Raw genomic sequence first — 17114 nt, 5'->3', positions numbered from 1 at the left:
AGGGAGCGGGGTTTTTGTCTAAGGCAAACGCAGCCCCTCTTTGATTCCTGTGCTCGAAGTTCTTCCGCATGAAAAAAAACGCCCGATAAGGGCGTGAATATTGCTCAACCACGATTGCGTCTCAATGATTCGATGCGCTGCAAGTCGATCCGCCTCGTCACCTCGTCGCCGGCGAGTTGGTTCAGGCGGTCTTCCGCTTCTCTGATCATCTCATCCACCTTCATCAATTCCTGCAATTGTTCGGGTGTCACGTCCTGCTCCAGAAATCTCAGCCGGCGGTGCAGCGGATCATCAATGTTGAAATCAACCTCCTGGAACTTCGGGCATTCGATGTAATGCAGCTCAAGCGAATCCGTCAACAAGTAGCTCTTCTCTTCATCTTCATACAAGAAACAGATAGTCGTTCTTCGGATTCAATCTCTCCGTCGCAAGCGCAGGCTTGCCTTCATCAATGGCTGGTTCGTTCGTCATCCATTTGTCCTCCCCACTATAGCATAAAAAAACACGCGCCTCCTCACCTCTCGCCGTATGGCGGGATATCGAGGGATGCGCGTGCTTCGCGACATGAATTAAAGTTGCTGTGAGTATATCAGCAACTTCTGTTTATTATTACTTCTTCCCGCGGTCCATCTGGCGGCGGGGGTGGTCGATCTTGCCCTGCTTGTCGATGTCGTTCTTCTTGGGGACGAGCCGGGGATCGGTTCTGCCTTCGTGATGGTTGTCGAAGCTCATCTCGGCAAGCTCCCACTCGGTCTCCCCGAGCATCGGGTCGGCCGGAAAAGTCGTTCCGCGTTCCAATTCTTCCTCGCGGCCCCATTCGTTCTTGTAGACTCCGTCCGTCTCGACGCGTTCGCCGGAGACAGGAGGCATGGAATGTTCGCTCATTCTGGGTGTCACCTCGTCTGCGGATGTCATGCGCTGCAGGCTGGAGCAGCGGTTGTGCGACGGCGCGGCATTCGATTCTCTAATCGCCGTGCTTGCGGTAACCGGCGGAATCGGCCTCGGATTGGAGCCGACGGGCCTTCTCCTTGCCTTGGCCCGAACGGTCCGCCTTGGATTGGGCGCGGCTGGCCGCGAGCTGCTTCTCGGATGGATATTCGCCTGACAGGATGCTCATCTCCCTTCCCTTGCTCGGTCCATTCAGGGTTAGAATGCCACGGCGCCGGGAGGTTTATTCCCGCTCGGGCGCCGTGACCGATCTCGTACCTCCGCCTCCAGCCAGCCTCTCTCCCAACCGACATGCAACCCATCGAACAAGCACTCGCGGGAGCAGGCTACTTCAGGTAGCGGTTCTCGAGCCTTTTGCCGACCAGCCAGAGCAGGAACAGCACCACACCGGCGAGAATCAGCCGCGAAGGATGCTCGATCAGCGCCCGATAATCATGCCCGAGGAAGCTCAGGATGAAGATCATGACGCCCTTGCCCAGGATGGTGGCCGTGACGAAGGTGTGGAAGGGGATTTTGGAGAGGCCGGCGGACAAGTTGACAAGGACGGATGGCGTGAACGGGAAGCAGGACAGGATGAAGATCGGGCTGAAGCCTCTGCGTTCGATCCACGAGAAGAAGCTCTCCATCTTGGGCAGGCGGCGGCGGATGCGGTCCCCGTACTTCAGCCCGATCCTGCGCGCGATGGTGAAGACGAGAATCGAGCCGACGGATACGCCGATCCACGAGAACAGGAAGCCGAACCAGATCCCGTAAGCGTTCGAGTTGGCCACCACGAATACGATAAGCGGCAGGAACGGCAGGAACGCCTCGGCAAGCGGCAGAAGAATGCCCGGAAGCGGGCCAAGCGCCGAATATTGGTCGAGCAGCGACTGGATGTCGTCCAGGCTGAAGCTTTTGAAGTAGCTGGTCAGCTTCTCCCATGTTTGCGCCCCGAACAGGGCGATAAAGTCATGCATGATTTACCTCGCAGCGTCTCCCGCGGACCATTCTCCACGGAACAGACGGAATGGGAATAGCACATAGAACACACCAATAACTAGGAAAATCGCCCCAGCCGAGCCGACAGCCGCCGGTTCTCCCAGAGATGCCGCCAGGACACCGCCGATGCTTGGCCCCAGCAGGCTGCCTATGCTCTCTACGGTGGAGAAGACGCCCCAGCCGAGGCCTTTCTGGCCGGGCGGGACATAGGCGGCGAGCAGAGCGTTCCAAGCGGGCAGGACGGCCCCATAAGAGGCTCCGAGCACGCAGGCCCACATGAGCGAGATGCCGAGCCCAGGCCCCCGTGTGAGCGCGAACAGGGCGATGGCGAACAGCAGGAAGCCTAGCACGAGAAACCACTTGCGGCCGACGCTGTCCGCCAAGCGGCCCATCGGGATCAGCGCCGCGGCCGTGCAGCCGCCTCCGATGAAGAGGAGCAGGCTGTATTGCGAGGGCGCCAGCCCCAGATGATCGCTCGCGAAGCTCGGCAGAATCGGCATCAGCATGCCGGCTCCGAGCGTCTGCAGCACCATGCCGGGCAGCAGCAGCTTCATCTCCTTGAGCCGATCTCCGAGCAGCGCCAGTTGACGCTTAAACGGCACGAAGTCGATCTCCGCGTGCGAGCGCTTCGGAATGAAGAGCGACAGCAGCAAGGCGATTGCCGATGCAAGGACCAGAATCCAATACGTAATCGCAGAGCTGTATTCCAGCGTAAAGTTCGTGACGACGGGTCCGACGCCGAGGCCGACCAGCCAGAACGTGTACAGCGTGCCCATCTGCGTCGCTCGCCGTTCTTCGGTCACGCGGGTCAGGCAGACGATCCAGATCGGGGAGATTCCGATGCCGTAGATCGCGCAGCCGACGATGAACACCCAGGGCAGTTCCGCTTGACCGAGCATCAGCATGCCGGCCAGGGACAGAAGCAGCCCTCCGCTCACCAAGGTTCGAACGTTGAACCTGTGCATCAGGTAGCCGATGAACAGCTTGACGACGGCGTCCGTGACGAAGTGGGCGGTCGTTGCGATGCCGATAACGTCGAGCTCGAGCCCAAGCTCATTCTTGCCGTAGATCGGCAGGAAGCTGATAAGGGCGGCCCCGCGAACGAATTCGACGAGGAACAGCGCGGCGATCAGGAGCGTCATCTCCGGGGCGAACAGCGACTTGGATGCGGATGTCCTCACTAAGCGTCTCCTTCTGTATCCTGGTGGGAGTCGGTTGACGTTATAGTTTGATTATAGGGCATTCGCGGATGAAGTCCAATTTTCGCCAGGGCTGGGGGCAACGGCCGCTCTCTCTATTACGTCGCACTTCGTCCGAAGTTCCCGTCGGTCCAGGCGCTCCCTTCTCTGTGCAGAGTACCTCGCAGCGACGGGGGAGATTCATGTCGGCAGATGTGGCTAGGGGGGAGGGCGACGGTTGGCGAGAGCGATTGTTGGTGAATGAGGCTGTTGGCGGGAGTGATGGTTGGTGATTGCGACTGTTACTGGGGAGGAAGGTGCAAAGGGGCGGTTCGGCGGCGGGTTTTCTTGTTTTATGTGAAAAATCACATTCGTTCCTGTCCGGAAGGGGGTGATTGGCGGAATATATGTGAAATTTCGTATTCATTGGGGGGCTTGGCCCTCGCGGAGGCCTGATTTATGTGAAAAATAGCATAAAACCCCGTTGGCGAGGCGAATTTGACCAATTTAATGTGAAATTTCACATTCGTAGTCTCGCAAAGGGCTCTCAACATCACAAATTTACTCGTTGCCTCGCAACTTACGCTCAGCTTCGCATAAAGCTCAACCTAACAACAAACTCGCCCTTGCAAAAGCCTCGCATCCTCGCAGCCTGCTCGCAGCTCCGCATTACGCGCAGCCTCACAACAGCAGCCTCACAACAAACTCGCCCTTGCAATGGCCTCACAGCCCCGCATTCGCACTAACTCTCTCCCGCACGCCCCCCGCGCAACAGCGCACGCCCCTCCCGGGGACAGAGCCGGCCGAAGCGGCGGCTTTGTCCCGCAGGGATTCGAGGAGGAGCATACCGATTGTGCGTTAATCGTCAGATCAGCAGGTTGAACAGCAGCGGGTCCTTGTTGAGCTCGGCGTAGACGAACCCTTTGCGGTTCATGCGCTCGACGAGCGGCTCGTAGTCCTCGCGGCTTTTGAGCTCGACGCCGACCAGCGCGGGGCCGTTATCCTTGTTGTGCTTCTTCGTGTATTCGAACTGCACGATGTCGTCGTTCGGGCCGAGCACGTCATCGAGGAACTCGCGAAGGGCGCCCGCCCGCTGCGGGAAGTTGATCATGAAGTAATGCTTCAGCCCCTCGTAGATCATGGAGCGCTCCTTGATCTCCTGCATGCGGTCGATGTCGTTGTTGCCGCCGCTGACGATGCAGACGACGTTCTTGCCGTCTAACCTCTCGCCAAGCAGGGAGAGCGCTGCAACCGGCAAGGCGCCGGCCGGTTCGGCGACGATGGCGTGCTCGTTGTACAGCTCCAGAATCGTGGTGCACACCTTGCCTTCGGGAACGGCGATGACATCGTCGAGCAGCTCCCGGCACATCGCGTACGTCAGGTCGCCGACCCGCTTGACCGCCGCCCCGTCGACGAATTTATCGATCTCGGCCAAGGTGACGACCTGCTGCTCGTCGAGCGCCTTCCGCATGGAGGCCGCGCCCTCCGGCTCGACCCCGATCACCGCCGTGGACGGGCTGACCGCCTTCACGTAGGCGGCGACGCCGGCGGCAAGTCCGCCCCCGCCGATCGTCACGAGCACAACGTCGATCGGCTGCTTGCTCGCTTCGACGATCTCCTTGCCGACCGTCGCGTTGCCGGCGATGATTCGCGGATCGTCGAACGGGTGAACGAAGGCCAGGGACTGCTCGCGGCTCACCTGGATAGCCGCCTTATATGCATCGTCGAACGTATCCCCGACGAGCCGGATGTCGACGTTGTCGCCGCCGAACAGCTTCACTTGGTTGATCTTCTGGCGCGGAGTCGTCGTCGGCATGAAGATGATGCCGGGAATGCCGAGCGCCTGGCAGGAGTAAGCGACGCCTTGGGCGTGATTGCCTGCGCTCGCGCAGACAACGCCGGCTTGCCTCGTCTCCTCCGGCAAAGCGGAGATCAGGTTGAAGGCTCCGCGGATTTTGAACGAGCGTACGGTCTGTTGATCTTCCCGCTTCAGGTAGATCTGGCAGCCGTGCTTGGCCGACAACGCGCGATTGGGCTGCAGCGGCGTCGAGAGCACAACCTCCTGGAGCACGCGGTGGGCATGAAGAATATCTTCCAAGCGGACGGGGGACGGGGTTGTCTGGGACATGGGATGGCCTGCCTTTCCATTAAGGGATGAGTTCGTCGTATAAGCGCAAGAGCAAACAAAAAATCCGTCCCTCGTAAAGGGACGGACGCAATATCCGTGGTACCACCCTCGTTCCGCATGCGGTCGGACGCCGGTCAGGCGATCCGCGCACTGCGGCGCTTCAGCCGCGCCTTCGGGGCGCGTGCCCGTAACGGGGGCGGCCGTTCGCGCTTGCGGAGGCTGGGCGCGACTTCTCGGGGAGGATATTCGCTCGGGTCCGGACGTCGGCTCGCAGCAATCGCCGATTCTCTGGGGTTCGGGGGGCCGGGGAACGTATTCCCTTCATTGAATTTTAACTAATGTTATACTCTTACCAGGGGCGGAAGTCAATGCTCAGTTGTCGTTATGGCATGAAGAAGGAGGCCGACATGAGAAAATGGTGGATAGCGCTCTTCGTACTCATTCTTGTGGTTGTCGGGATTGTTATTGTCGCTTACCGCTACGCGGCGCCCCAGCAAGAGCTTGATCTTCGCTATGAGGATGTTCCGCTGCGGGACCGCGCGATCGATATGGCGAAGCGGCTGTCGACGACCCTCGTCCTGTCGGAAGAGGACGTGAACAATCTGGCGAAGGCGCAGCTTGCCGAGAATCCGATCCGGATGAAGGATGCGGAATTGACGGGCGTGCAATTCCGGCTCGGGGACGGAGCGTTGATCGCGGACGTGAACGTCGAGGCGATGGGCCGGATTCCGATCGGCATGACGCTGACGTATGACGTCGAGTGGGTATCGCCGAATCTGATCGCGAGAGTCTCGGATGCGCGCATCCGGGGCATTCACCTTCCCGCGGACTCGTTCGCGGAGGTGACGATTCCGCTCGGAAGCGAGCTGCCGGATTGGCTGAAGATCAAGGAGGTCCGGATTGAAGCGGGACAAGCGGCGATCGAGTTCCAGAAGCCGAGTCTGTCCGATCTGAAGAGCTTGCTCGATTAAAGCTTGTTCGATTAATCCCGGCCGGGTATTCCCCGACGAGGGAATTAGGGGTAAAGTGGGGGAAGCGGAATGCGGAATACGATAATTGGGCAACGGGAGAGGAGCATGTTCATGAAGAGATCGATCGCAAGGAAGGCCGTGGTTGCGTGTGCAGCCCTTATGCTTGCCATACCCTCGACATTCGCGGCGGCGGCGCCGACCGCATCGGCTGCGGCAGCGGCGAAGCCGATTGCCGTAACGCTGAATGGACAAGCGTTGACGTTCAATGTGCAGCCTTCGGTCATCGGCGGCTCGACGTTCGTCGAATTCCGGTCGCTGTTCGCGGCGCTCGGGTACAGCATCGATTACGCTTCGAAGACGAAGACGATCACCGCATCGTCGGACGAGCATCGGATCGTGATGTCCATCGGCGGGGATGTTGCGTTCGTCGACGGAACGTCGGTGCCGATGAGCGGCCAAGTGGTGGTCAAGGATGGGAGAACGCTTGTCGGCGTACGCTTCATCGCTACTCTCTCCGGCAAGAGTGTCGATTGGGCGGCGGCAACCCGCACGGTCGTTATCGTCGACAGAGGGCCGAACGCGGAGCAGAAGCGGGAGCTTCTCTCCTTCCTGGACCGCTCGGAGCAGATCTTCAACGCGGAGGATCGGAATGCCGACGCCGTTCTGGCGTTGATCGCGGACGATTCCCCGATTCGCGGGGCGATGCAGGAGAAGCTTCTGGCGGAGAAGGACGCATCGCTGCAGACGAAGACGACGTACCGGGAAGCCGGCGTCGAAGCCTATTCGGCCAAGGAAGCGGTTCTGCATGTGATCGAGGATAATGTGAAAATCGGCGGAGACGACTATTACTTCGACAACTCGAGCGAACTGCTGCTGACTCTCCATCCGGGGGTGCAAGGTGAGTGGCTGCTGTACGACATGGAATACGTCGCCGTTCAGTACACGGGAGGGGCCTCCTTGATCGAGGAGACGGTTCCGGTTCCGGACGCGGACAAGGCGGCGATCGAAGCGGTGCTGAAGGCGCAACTGGACGCCCTGAACGAGGAGGACTTGGCCGCTTACAAGGCGACTTTCTCCGGGACGGAAGGTCTTGACGCTTACTTTGCGGCGATCGAATCGGGGCTTGCCGATTACGATCAACAGTTGCAGGCCGAGAAAACGTCGATCGTATACTACAACGGAACGGACAAGGCCGTCGCGATCCGCTCGATCGTCGCCGAAGACTTGGAGGACGGCTTCCGTACCCGGTTCCACCAGGGCAACTACCTCGTGAAGAAGGACGGCAAGTGGCTGTTCGACGGGACGGAATACGTCTACAATATCGAAGCGCTCGAATCGTAAGCAGGATCTGATCCTCGACAGCTCCTTCAGAGCCCCGTTCGGCCCTTGCGGCCTGGCGGGGTTCTGTCCGTTCCTGCGCGCGAATATGTTGGGGTAGGACACGCATCGACTATTGCGAGGAAGGATGGGGTGGAGATGGAACTGGGGGATAAGACGGCAGAGATATGGGAGAGCAAGGCACCCGAGGGCATCCGCCTCCAGGAATGGTGGAGTCGGTTCCCTCCGCTGCGGGAACCTTCGGAAGACCCGCCGGACGGCAACGCGGCGAACCTGCTCGTGCGCGCGGCGAGAGAGCGGCCGAGCGACCCGGCGTATTCGTTCGAGGGGCGGACCTGCTCGTACGCGCGGTTGCTCGGCCGATGCTTCCGCTTCGCGAACGGCCTGAGAAGCATCGGAGTGAAGCGCGGGGAGCGGGTGGCGATCTACCTGCCAACCGTCCCGGCGGCGATCGAAGCCTACTACGGAGTGCTGCTGGCGGGTGGCGTCGCCGTTCCGATCCACGAACTCTGCGAACCGGAAGAAGCTGCGAGAAGAACGGCCGAGACGGGGGCGGCGGCGGTTATCGCAAGCCGGAGCCTTTTGCGGGACAGGGGGCTTTTCCACGAGGCGGTTGGTACGATCAAGATTATACTAATAGAAGAAAGACGCGGGAGATGGAAGGGGCAGGAAGCGGTCGAAGCGGCTTGGAGCGGCCTGCGGAGGAGAGTCGGCAAGGGAGACGTCGGGCTCGTTCACGGCATCGCTCTTCTTGGAGCCGCGCAAGCGCACGGAGAGGCGGAGGAAGCGGCGGCCGGCGACCTGGCCGTCATTCAGTATTCGAGCGGCACGACCGGTCCGGCCAAGGGGGCGCTCTTCACCCACGGAAGCATCGCGGCGGGAGCCGTTCGTCAGGCATACTGGATAGGCGGAGTGAACGCGGAGGAGGAGCCGATCGGCCGTGCAACCCCGCTGCTGCATCCGGAAGGATTGGCGTCCTTGAACGCGGCGGCGGCACGGACGGGCTGCGTCGCTCTTGCGAGCGGCAGCTCTGACGCGACGAAGGAACGGACGTCCGGCAGATACAGCCTGGCGGAGGCGGCATCGCTTGCGCTTGCGCTGCCTCCGCGGGGGAAGCGGCGGGACGGCGCGCTCGGGTTCCCTCTGCCCGGAGTGGAAGCGAGAGTCGTCGGCACAGGGAGCCTGGACGAAATGCCGCCGGGAGAGGTCGGAGAGCTGATCGTCCGGGGAGCGCAGATTGCATTCGGGTACTGGAAAAAGGGAACCCCGCCGGAGCGGCAAGATTGGATTCGTACGGGGGATCTGGTCAGCCGCGACGAAGCGGGCTGCTTCTACTGGGGGGACCGGGCATTCCATCGCTTTGCAACGGAGAGGGGAATGATAACGCCCGGCGAGATGGAGAAGATCATTGCCGCCCATCCCGCGGTCGCGAAGGCGTGCGTCGGCAGAACGCAAGCTCCGGGAGGGGAAGCGATTGTCCGCATTATTCTTCGCCGGGGGCGGATCGCATCGGCCGTTCAACTGGAGCGTTGGTGCCGGGATCGCCTCGGGGCTGGCGGAACGCCGATTCGCTGCGAGTTCGTGGACGCCCTGCCCTTGACGCCGTGGGGGGAACCGCTGAAGCGGGAGCTTCAGACAACCGCAACCGCAACCGCGGAAGCGGAAGTTGCCGATCAGGAGGCCGTTTATGCGACAGTGTAATTTAATGGAATTTTTAGGCGGCATTCGTTGAGAATGCCCTTCTTTTTTTGTATACTGGAAGCATGTCTGATCGAGAGAAGACATTTTTTTGAACCGATAATAGTAAGCGTTTACATTGACGAATCTTGTCGTTATTTGTCAAGCGAATTCTCCGTGGGGGGTGAAGCCGTTGCCGCGTCATTCCGATATAAAGCATATAGGAGGGATTGAAGGAATGAGAACGCCCGCGAACCGGAGCGCAGCTTCCGGAGAACGGACGTCGGCGACGGACGCACCGTCTCCCGATGCGGAGATGGGGAAGAAGACCAGGAAGAGAAGCAAGCTGAACAGGCGCGTCGGCATGATCGTTGCACGTACTTTGGCGGCAGGAACTTCTTTGTGGGGTGCATTCGGAGCCGCGCCCGTTCAAGCGTCGGATATAAATGCGTCATCATCGGATCGATTGGCGACCTCGGTCGTGGAAGCCGGAATCGGGACGCTGCCCTTGCTCGCGGCGATGGGAGTGGGAATTGTCGTCTCCGTCGCGGCCGTGATCGCCTTCCTTCAGATGACGGCGAAGAACAAGGGAAGTGCGGACGAACCGGAGGAGATATGGGAAGAAGGCGCGGGGACCGGGGCGGACGGATGGTCCAAGGACAGAAGAGATTCCGTCGAAGATGAATCAGCGGGGTCCGGTCCCACATAGACTAGAGAGCGAGGCGCGGGGAGGCTCCGGGGCCCGCAATCGGGGCAAGGCGAAGTTCCTGGCTATCTACGGTTTTGCTTTTAACCCCAGCCGATTACTGGTATAATGGACAGTAGCAGGGTTAAATTTGTCGACAACTGGAGAGTGACCGCTTTAGCTAAACTTGCGGGTTTCAATACCGCTGGGGAGGGAATCGCATGGCAACGAAACGAAGCCACAACGAAGTCCAAGAAAGTCTCCGAGAATTGACGAGAATTTTCCGGCCCAAAGACCCGCGCAAGTTTGTGAAGGATTACATCCGCAAATATAGAATTACAGGCGGATATGAAGATGAGTTAATCCTGATTGTCGAACGCGAATTGGTTAAATTAAATTCCCCTGCTTCTTGAGAAGAGAAGATGGAATAAAGATCGACACCCCCGAGCAGGGACGTCGATCTTTTTTTGTCGGGATGATTGCCTTCACTCCCCGAGCGGAGTCGGAATGTCCTTGCCTTGGCTGAACATATACTTCATAAGTTTATTGAAGTCCCCGGTTAGTCCGGAGGTGTCCTCTCCGCTCCAGGAAGCCCGGGCGAACAGGAGCAACTGATTGACGAATTCCCGGTTGGCCGAGATATGAACCTCTTCGATCTCCGGATGGTTCTTGCGGACGGCGCTGCCGATTGTCTGTTTGAACTCCGAGGACAGATCGGACACGTCCTTATGGCTGAAGTAGGAATTGTACGGTGTAACCATCTCCCGGTACACCGGGGTTCGGCCTCCCGTGTCGACGTTGTATACGCCCTCCGTCGTCCCCGTATTGTCTTGCTCCCGGGTATCCGCGCCGCCGTGCGACTTCGTGCCGGTCGCCGTCCAGTCGGTCATGATGCCGACATAGGCGTTCTGGCCGGCGAGCATGACGATAGCCGAGTTTACGCCGGGAAGCGTCTTGACATCATAAGAGAGCTGCGAGCTGTACCGGAAGGATACGTTGTCGTGCGCTGTGGAGTTTCTGCTTGTGGACAGACCGCGATAGGAGCCGTAGGATTGGACCCGCGACATCTTGGGATCACCCGGCAGGCGGCTTGAGTAGTCTTTGGCGCTCTTCTGGAAGTTCTCCGAATAATTGCTGCAACCCGCGAGGGCAAGCAGAAGGGATGCTCCGCAAGCAACCGAGAAGAGCTGTCTCATGAGCGGACGGCGGATAACCACGGGTCCATTCCTCCTTAAAGATCGGCTTGTTAAGGGATAGAATACCCGGCCGGGAAGATCGTATGCCTCCGATTATGCATATAAAACAAGGGTCCCGTACATAAAACAAGGGCGGTTTGGCAAAAGCTGAAGAGGACACTTCGGAGAAGGGCGGCAGTTGGGAATGAGTGCGTTTGCATTCGGCAATTGTGACAACGGATCGCCGCTTCGGACGGTTGCCGAATCGTTGAGCGGCAAGGAATTTGACAGTTATAAGAACAATTTGTGAACTGTTCTGTGAACATTGACAAACTGTGGGGCCAAACCCTATATTATTTGATTAGGAACGTATGTTTAAGGTTGGCTTAAGGTTCTTGCATGAGTCACCACCACATGGGTTGCATTCGCCACAACATGCAGCAATCTATGAAAACGTCGAGATGGGGTTGAATTGAATGAATCGGTGGCGTGTAATGAAGCGGTTACTACCGGTGCTGGCAGGAATGGCGCTTCTGCTGTCGGCATGCGGGGGCAGAGAAGACCTGTCGACATTGAAGCCGCAAGGCCCGGTAGCCCAAGGCCAGTTTGATCTGATGGTGTTATCGATCAGCATCATGGCGCTTGTTGTCGTCGTCGTATTCGCTATCTGCCTGTACGTGCTGATCAAGTTCCGTCGCCGCAAGGGCGACAACTCGATCCCGAAGCAGGTGGAAGGCAATCACAAGCTTGAGATTATTTGGACCGTCGTTCCGATCGTCCTCCTCCTAATCCTTGGCGTGCCGACCATCGACAAGGTCTTCGGCAACGCGAAGGACTATTCCCATGACAAGGATGCCCTTCAGGTTATCGTTACTTCTCATCAATACTGGTGGGAATTCGAGTATCCCGAGTATGGGATTACGACGGCTCAGGACCTGATTGTGCCGACAGGCAAGAAGATTCAGTTCAAGCTGGCTTCGGCCGACGTGAAGCACTCCTTCTGGATTCCTTCCATCGGGGGCAAGATCGATACGAATACCGGAGTGGATAACAAGCTGTACCTGGAATTCCCGAAGGAAGGCGTCTACCGCGGCAAGTGCGCGGAGCTGTGCGGACCTTCCCACAGCTTGATGGACTTTAAGGCCAAGGCGGTCGACCAAGCCTCGTTCGATCGTTGGGTAGCGGCGATGAAGGACCCGGCCGTTCTTCCGGAAGACGCCGCGATCAAGGAAGCGTTCGAGAGCAAGTGCCTTAGCTGCCACGCCGTCGGCGAGCAGAATTCCGGCGCGGGCGCTCCGAACCTGACGGGTGTCGGAGGCCGCGAGACGATCGGCGGCATTCTCTACAACGACGAGAACTCGCCGGAAGAGAACCTGAAGCAATGGATCGAGAACCCGCAAGACGTGAAGCCGGGTGCAACGATGCCTTCTGCCGAAGATCTGGATCTGTCGCCGGAAGAGCTCGACGGAATCGCCAAGTACTTGGCCAACTATAAGCTTGACTACTAATTCTGCTCGGAATGAAGGGGGTTCGTTGCTTTGACTGCACATGCCCATGCGCATCCGGTCAAGCGATATCGCGGCTTGATGGACTGGCTGACAACCGTCGACCATAAAAAAATCGGGATTTTGTACTTGCTCGCTGGAGCCTTGTTCTTCTTGATCGGCGGTCTCGAAGCGATTCTGATCCGTATTCAATTGCTCAAGCCGCAGCTTGCAGTCGTTGGCGCAGATACATTCAACGAGTTGATTACGATGCACGGCACGACGATGATCTTCCTCGCGGCGATGCCGATGCTGTTCGCGATGATGAACGCGGTTATCCCGCTGCAGATCGGGGCGCGCGACGTCGCGTTCCCGTTCCTTAACGCTCTGGGCTTCTGGACGTTCTTCTTCGGAGGTCTTCTTCTGAACATCAGTTGGTTCGCCGGTTCCGTGCCGGATGCAGGCTGGACGTCTTATGTTCCGCTTGCCAGCCCTACTTATAATTCGGGCCACGGCGTCGACTATTATGTACTCGGTCTGCAGATTGCCGGTATCGGCACGCTGCTTGGCGGCATCAACTTCATGGCGACGATCATCAACATGCGTGCGCCGGGCTTGTCCTTTATGAGACTGCCGATGTTCACTTGGGCGATCTTCATCACGTCCGCTCTGATCGTCTTCGCATTCCCTGTCCTGACGGTCGGTCTGGTCGCTCTGATGTTCGACCGCCTGTTCCAGGCGAACTTCTTCGAGACGGCTAACGGCGGCAGTACCGTGCTGTGGGAACACGTCTTCTGGGTGTTCGGTCACCCCGAAGTTTACATCCTGATCCTGCCGGCGTTCGGGATTATCTCCGAAGTCGTCAGCACGTTCTCCCGCAAGCGCCTGTTCGGCTATAGCTCGATGGTATTCGCGACGATCCTGATCGCCTTCCTCGGCTTCATGGTTTGGGCTCACCACATGTTCACGACGGGACTCGGTCCGGTCGCGAACGGCCTGTTCTCGATCGCGACGATGCTCATCGCGATTCCGACCGGGGTGAAGATCTTCAACTGGCTGTTTACCTTGTGGGGCGGCTCCATTCGCTTCACGACGGCAGCTTTGTTCGGGATCGGCTTCATTCCTACCTTCACGATGGGCGGCGTAACCGGGGTCATGCTTGCCGTAGCCCCTGCGGACTATCAGTACCATGATACTTACTTCGTCGTTGCTCACTTCCACTACGTTATCGTAGGCGGTCTGATCAACGGGATTTTCGCCGGATTGTTCTACTGGTGGCCGAAGATGTTCGGTCGTACGCTGAACGAGACGCTCGGCAAGTGGTTCTTCTGGACGTTCTACATCGGCTTCCACATGACCTTCTTCGTGCAGCACTTCCTCGGTCTGATCGGGATGCCGCGCCGCGTATGGACGTATCTCCCGAACCAAGGCTTCGACACGATGAACTTCATCAGTACGATCGGCGCCTTCCTGATGGGCATCGGTACGATCATGCTGATCGTCAATGTCATCATCACGTCCTTCAAGCCGAAGAACGCAACGAACGATCCATGGGAAGACGGCCGCTCGCTCGAATGGACGATTCCTTCTCCGCCTCCGGAATACAACTTCAAGCAGATCCCGCTTGTTCGCGGCTATGACGCTTGGTGGAAGGAGAAGATGGAAGGCCATAAGGAGATGACGCCATCCGAACCGGTAGGCCCGATCCACATGCCTTCTCCGTCGTTCCTGCCGCTTATCATGAGCATCGGCCTCTTCATCGCCGGCTTCGGCTTCATGTATGACAAGCTGTTCGTTGCCATCGGCGGCATCGCCGTCACCCTGATCTGCATGCTGCTTCGCTCGGTGTTCGACGATCACGGGTTCCACATCAGCGAAGAAGAACAAGAGAAAGGGGTGCACGCATGAGCTCACATGATCTGAACGGACCATTGCCGCACGAGCCGGAGAGAGCGACGCTCGAAGGCCGCAACAAGATTCTCGGCTTCTGGCTGTTCCTCGGCGCGGAGACGGTTCTCTTCGGCACCTTGTTCTCGTCGTACCTGGCGCTTCGCCACAACACGGGAGACGGCCCTACGCCGAACGAGCTGTTCCAGCTCCCGACCGTCTTCCTCGCTACGATGATCCTGCTCACGTCGAGTCTCATGAGCGTGTTCGCGGTTCAATCGCTGCATCAGAAGAAGGTCAAGCCGATGATCGGCTGGCTGCTTATCACGATCCTTCTCGGCCTCGGATTCCTCGGCCTCGAAATTTACGAGTTCACGGAATACATCCATGAAGGACACCAGATGCCGACCAGCGCATTCAGCTCCTCGTTCTACACGCTCGTCGGCTTCCACGGCGCGCACGTTGCCTTCGGGGTGCTCTGGATCGGGCTGATCATTCTTCAGATCATGAAGAAGGGTCTTACCGTCGTTACGGCGCCCAAAGTGTACGTATCGGCTATTTACTGGCACTTCATCGACGTAGTGTGGGTATTCATCTTCACCGTTGTTTATCTGATGGGAAAGGTGGGGTAACCGGATGTCGAGCAACCATCATTCTTCTCATGACGAGACGACGACACGCCATCGCGTAGAAGGTCCGAAGAAGCACATCGTCACCTTCGTCCTGTCGCTTGTTCTGACGCTTATCGCGTTCGCGGCAGTCGCCTCCGGCGAGATCAACACGGCATTCACCTACATCATTCTGGTAGGGATGGCGGTCGTGCAAGTATTCGTGCAATTGTCGTTCTGGATGCACATGAAGGATAAGGGACACCTGTTCCCGACCATCGGCATCATATTCGGAATCATCGTCGTCTTCACGATGGTGATCATGGCCGAATATTGGGTATGGTGGTAAGCTATACCGGATAAACTGCAGAGAGGCGGGGCGCTGTTCCCGCCTCTTTTTTTGGCCGGATGAGGACGGTGCGTTATAATGGGTTGAAGCCGCGGCCCGACAAGGCCGGGGCACGATTAAGGAGCAAGAAGGGTGAGCTAGAATGAACAGCTTGAAGTATTTCTCGTTCGCGGACGTGTGGAGCCCTTATTTTCTAATCTTCATGCTTGCCGTCGCTACGTTGTATTCCTTCCTCGTTGGGCCGTGGAGAGGAAGGTTCGCAGGAGCGGAAGCCGTTCCGATCGGCAGGCAGATCAGCTTCTACGCGGCCGTGGTGCTTCTCTATCTCGTTCACGGCGGTCCGCTCAGCTTGCTCGGCCATCTGATGTTCTCTTACCATATGACCGATATGGCGATCTCTTACGTGCTGGTGCCGCCGATGCTGCTGTACGGAATTCCGGCCTGGCTCTGGCGCTCCGTCCTTGGAAGCGCCGTCTTGAGACCGTTCCGGTTCCTCGGCAATCCGCTGCTCGGCTTGTTCCTGTTCAACCTGTTGTTCTCCGTCTATCATCTTCCGAACATTCACGATTGGATCATGGTTCATTACTTCGTTCATGCTTTGTATTACATCGTTCTGCTGTTGACCGCCATGCTCAACTGGTGGCATATCCAATGCCCGGTGTCGGAGTGGGCGCGGGTCTCTCCGCTGCTGCGGCTTGCGTATATTTTCCTTAACGGACTCTTGCTCACGCCGGCGTGCGTACTGATCATCTTCGCCGGGGAACCGGTCTTCGCCGTCTACAGCGATCCGGCAGTATGGGCGCAGGCCATGCGTTATTGCGTCTCCGGCAATTCCGCCGAGCTGCTCGCGAAGTTCCAGGGGCCGTCCTTCTTCGGGGTGCTGAGCGCGCAAGAAGATCAGCAGCTTGGCGGCATCATCATGAAGCTGATCCAGGAATTCATCAACATCGGAGCGCTCTACTCCGTCTTCATGCAGTGGTTCCGCAGGGAGCGCAAGGAAGAGGATGGGGAAGGGGCAAGCCTGGAGGCGCAGACGGCGGCACGCCTGAATAGTGTGGGATCGAACAATGTGTGACCGCCGCGAGAAAGATTTGAACAGTTGGACAGGTCAAGTTACAATGTTATCAGCATAATCATTGTTCATTGGAGCAGGTGACCCGTTAATGACTTGGTACGAGATTTTCCCGACGATCAGCACGAGTTTTATCGCCATAAGCGCCATTCTGGTTGCGATCGGGTGGCGGCTCATTATCCTGAAGAAGAGAGACGCCCATGAGAAAACAATGATCGCCGCGGCGATAGCGGCGGTGCTGTTCTTCCTCATGTACACGTCGCGGACCGTCTTCGTCGGCAATACGAACTGGGGCGGCCCGGACAGCCTGGAGACGATCTACCGGATCTTCCTTATCTTCCATATCGTCCTCGCGATGGTAGCCGCCGTATTCGGCATCTCGACGCTCACTCTGGCGTTCAAGAAGAACTTCGCCAAGCATCGCAAGCTGGGCAGATGGACGGCCGTCATCTGGTTCGTCACGGCGATTACGGGCGTTACCGTCTATGTGCTGCTCTACCTCATGTATCCCGGCGGGCACACGAAGCCCGTCATCGACGCGATCTTCGGATAATGCTGTCCGAGCGATGGGCAGCTCGCTTGAAAGTGCAAACATAGCGGCATAGGGGAGCGCGGCCCCCTGTGCCGTTATTTCTT

18 protein-coding genes are annotated in these 17114 nt (G+C 58.3%); 12 read left to right on the top strand and 6 right to left on the bottom strand.

Annotation, left to right across the window (positions count from 1 at the left end; translation table 11 throughout):
* Positions 1–104: 104 nt before the first annotated feature.
* Both E6C55_RS14980 and E6C55_RS14975 read right to left on the bottom strand, forming a co-directional pair.
* On the bottom strand, positions 105–359 hold the full coding sequence (locus tag E6C55_RS14980) for a hypothetical protein (protein WP_168735655.1): 255 nt from the start codon (positions 357–359) through the stop codon (positions 105–107).
* 250 nt (positions 360–609) lie between these two features.
* A complete protein-coding gene (locus tag E6C55_RS14975) occupies positions 610–885 on the bottom strand; it encodes a transposase (protein ID WP_136370615.1) in 276 nt (91 codons plus the stop codon).
* Between E6C55_RS14975 and E6C55_RS33840 the strand changes: the two genes are divergently transcribed.
* The gene (locus tag E6C55_RS33840) at positions 869–1105 is read left to right on the top strand and encodes a hypothetical protein (RefSeq protein ID WP_168735649.1); all 237 of its coding nucleotides are present in this window, start codon (positions 869–871) and stop codon (positions 1103–1105) included. The two genes, E6C55_RS14975 and E6C55_RS33840, sit on opposite strands and share 17 nt — an antisense overlap.
* A 169-nt stretch (positions 1106–1274) precedes the next feature.
* Here E6C55_RS33840 and E6C55_RS14970 read toward each other — a convergent pair whose 3' ends face one another.
* The 3 genes from E6C55_RS14970 to ilvA form a co-directional block, all read right to left on the bottom strand.
* Positions 1275–1904: a TVP38/TMEM64 family protein gene (locus E6C55_RS14970; RefSeq protein WP_136370614.1), complete on the bottom strand. Its 630-nt coding sequence runs from the start codon at positions 1902–1904 to the stop codon at positions 1275–1277.
* Between the two features lie 3 nt (positions 1905–1907).
* Complete coding sequence (locus tag E6C55_RS14965) at positions 1908–3107, bottom strand: MFS transporter (protein WP_230986693.1); 1200 nt, start codon at positions 3105–3107, stop codon at positions 1908–1910.
* An 862-nt stretch (positions 3108–3969) separates the two neighbouring features.
* Positions 3970–5232, bottom strand: a complete 1263-nt coding sequence (gene ilvA, locus E6C55_RS14960) for a threonine ammonia-lyase IlvA (RefSeq protein ID WP_136370613.1) — start codon at positions 5230–5232, stop codon at positions 3970–3972.
* A 407-nt stretch (positions 5233–5639) separates the two neighbouring features.
* Between ilvA and E6C55_RS14955 the strand changes: the two genes are divergently transcribed.
* From E6C55_RS14955 to E6C55_RS14935, 5 genes are all read left to right on the top strand, one after another.
* Positions 5640–6203 carry a hypothetical protein gene (locus E6C55_RS14955; protein ID WP_136370612.1) on the top strand — a complete coding sequence of 188 codons (564 nt, stop codon included), beginning with the start codon at positions 5640–5642 and terminating at the stop codon, positions 6201–6203.
* Between the two features lie 111 nt (positions 6204–6314).
* Positions 6315–7544, top strand: coding sequence for a copper amine oxidase N-terminal domain-containing protein (locus tag E6C55_RS14950; RefSeq protein WP_168735654.1), 1230 nt, complete (start codon positions 6315–6317; stop codon positions 7542–7544).
* Positions 7545–7679: 135 nt separating this feature from the next.
* Positions 7680–9242, top strand: a complete 1563-nt coding sequence (locus tag E6C55_RS14945) for an AMP-binding protein (protein WP_136370610.1) — start codon at positions 7680–7682, stop codon at positions 9240–9242.
* Between the two features lie 214 nt (positions 9243–9456).
* Positions 9457–9927, top strand: a complete 471-nt coding sequence (locus E6C55_RS14940) for a hypothetical protein (protein ID WP_136370609.1) — start codon at positions 9457–9459, stop codon at positions 9925–9927.
* Between the two features lie 197 nt (positions 9928–10124).
* On the top strand, positions 10125–10316 hold the full coding sequence (locus E6C55_RS14935) for a hypothetical protein (RefSeq protein ID WP_136370608.1): 192 nt from the start codon (positions 10125–10127) through the stop codon (positions 10314–10316).
* A 72-nt stretch (positions 10317–10388) separates the two neighbouring features.
* Here the strand turns inward: E6C55_RS14935 and E6C55_RS14930 are convergent, their stop codons facing one another.
* The gene (locus tag E6C55_RS14930; protein WP_136370607.1) at positions 10389–11120 is read right to left on the bottom strand and encodes a hypothetical protein; all 732 of its coding nucleotides are present in this window, start codon (positions 11118–11120) and stop codon (positions 10389–10391) included.
* A gap of 452 nt (positions 11121–11572) precedes the next feature.
* Between E6C55_RS14930 and coxB the strand changes: the two genes are divergently transcribed.
* From coxB to E6C55_RS14900, 6 genes are all read left to right on the top strand, one after another.
* The gene (coxB, locus tag E6C55_RS14925; protein ID WP_136370606.1) at positions 11573–12586 is read left to right on the top strand and encodes a cytochrome c oxidase subunit II; all 1014 of its coding nucleotides are present in this window, start codon (positions 11573–11575) and stop codon (positions 12584–12586) included.
* A gap of 78 nt (positions 12587–12664) precedes the next feature.
* Positions 12665–14470 (top strand): cytochrome c oxidase subunit I, encoded by a 1806-nt coding sequence (ctaD, locus tag E6C55_RS14920; protein ID WP_136370694.1) that lies wholly within the window; start codon positions 12665–12667, stop codon positions 14468–14470.
* Positions 14467–15081 carry a cytochrome (ubi)quinol oxidase subunit III gene (locus E6C55_RS14915; RefSeq protein WP_136370605.1) on the top strand — a complete coding sequence of 205 codons (615 nt, stop codon included), beginning with the start codon at positions 14467–14469 and terminating at the stop codon, positions 15079–15081. Before ctaD ends, E6C55_RS14915 begins: the two co-directional genes overlap by 4 nt.
* Before the next feature lie 4 nt (positions 15082–15085).
* Positions 15086–15406, top strand: a complete 321-nt coding sequence (locus E6C55_RS14910; protein WP_136370604.1) for a cytochrome C oxidase subunit IV family protein — start codon at positions 15086–15088, stop codon at positions 15404–15406.
* Positions 15407–15548: 142 nt separating this feature from the next.
* The gene (gene ctaG, locus E6C55_RS14905; protein ID WP_136370603.1) at positions 15549–16481 is read left to right on the top strand and encodes a cytochrome c oxidase assembly factor CtaG; all 933 of its coding nucleotides are present in this window, start codon (positions 15549–15551) and stop codon (positions 16479–16481) included.
* 88 nt (positions 16482–16569) lie between these two features.
* Entirely contained in the window at positions 16570–17031 is a 462-nt protein-coding gene (locus E6C55_RS14900; RefSeq protein WP_136370602.1) for a DUF420 domain-containing protein, read from the top strand.
* Positions 17032–17114: the final 83 nt, after the last annotated feature.

Source organism: Cohnella fermenti, from assembly GCF_004801405.1.
In the GTDB taxonomy this organism is placed as follows: Bacteria; Bacillota; Bacilli; order Paenibacillales; family Paenibacillaceae; genus Cohnella; species Cohnella fermenti.
The sequence above is the reverse complement of the archived record's forward strand: the minus strand, read 5'-3'. Positions and strand labels throughout refer to the sequence as shown.